Here is a 1253-nt window from a genome sequence, read left to right on the forward strand (position 1 = left end):
TGCTGTGGTCAAGTAATTTCGGACACCGCGATAGGTTCGCGTGCTGTCATTTTTCGTTCATAGGCGGCGGGAGACAGATTGCCCAACGCTGAATTGATGCGCTTGCAGTTGTAAAAGCCGACGATGTAGTCGGTGATGTCGGCCTTGGCCTCGGCGTGATTGGCATATTGACGCTGCCAGACGCGCTCCATCTTGAGGTTCAAGAAGAAGCGCTCTGCAACAGCATTGTCCCAACAATTTCCCTTGCGGCTCATGCTGCAAATGAAGCCGTGTTTTGTCAACAGGTTCTGGTAAAGCTCGCTGGCGTACTGGCTGCCCCGGTCCGAATGAACAATCAAGCCCAGTGCCGGCCGTCGCTGTTGAATGGCCATGTTCAAGGCGTCGCACACCAGCTTGGCGGGCATGCTTGGCGCCATGGCCCAGCCAACTACCTTGCGCGCATACAGGTCCAGCACGGTCGCCAAGTACAACCACCCCGCGCCGGTGCGAATGTACGTGATATCGCTGACGTAAGCCAGATCCGGCGCCGTTGGATTGAACTGTCTATTGAGCACATTGGCGGCAATCGGCAAGTCGTGCTTGCTGTCTGTTGTGTGAACGAATTTTCGCTTCCAGACGGGCTTCAAGGCCGCCTTGCGCATCAAGCTACGCACCTTGGAACGCCCTATTTGGAACCCATCGTTGGCCATAGCCGTGACGAGCCGCCGACTGCCATAGCTCTGATGGCTTGCCATGAACGCCGCCCTCAGGTGCACGCTTGCCTTGCATACGAGAGGCTTGGCAGAACGACGCTGCGCTTCATAAAAACCGGACCGGCTCACCGCCAGAATACGGCAGCTGTGCTTGACCGGGATGGCCTCCTTTTGCAGTTGGACAATGAGCTGATAGATCATTTCATTTCGCGGGCAAAGAAGGCCGAAGCCTTTTTTAGGATGGTCACATCCTGTCGGAGTTGCTGATTTTCCAGCTCCAATTGCCGGATCCTCTGCTGCTCGGCAGTGAGCGGTTTGCCGATGCCAGGCTGGCCGCTCTGCTCAGCGCTGTACTGGGCCAGCCAGCGGCGAATTGCAGTCGGGCCGATGCCCATGCTTTCGCTGACATTCTGGATGCTCTGTCCCTGCTCTTTGATCATTCGAACCACTTCCAGCTTCAGGCTAGGGTCGAATGTCTTCCGTTTTCTTGTTGCCATGTATTACTCCTCAGATGGTGTATTTTCCACCTATCGAGGTGTCCGGGCAAATTAGACCACAGCA

General features: G+C 55.9%; 1 protein-coding gene. It reads right to left on the minus strand.

Features of this window, described 5'->3' with window-relative positions:
• Positions 1 to 8: 8 nt before the first annotated feature.
• Positions 9 to 1189 (minus strand): IS3 family transposase gene (locus CSZ94_RS27285; RefSeq protein WP_219726065.1). Its coding sequence is split into 2 segments (ribosomal slippage): positions 9 to 922 and positions 922 to 1189, totalling 1182 coding nucleotides; the frame shifts between segments, so codons are not numbered across the junction.
• Positions 1190 to 1253 lie beyond the last annotated feature (64 nt).

The sequence above is a fragment of the Janthinobacterium sp. ROICE36 genome (assembly GCF_002869965.1).
In the GTDB taxonomy this organism is placed as follows: domain Bacteria; phylum Pseudomonadota; class Gammaproteobacteria; order Burkholderiales; family Burkholderiaceae_D; genus Janthinobacterium.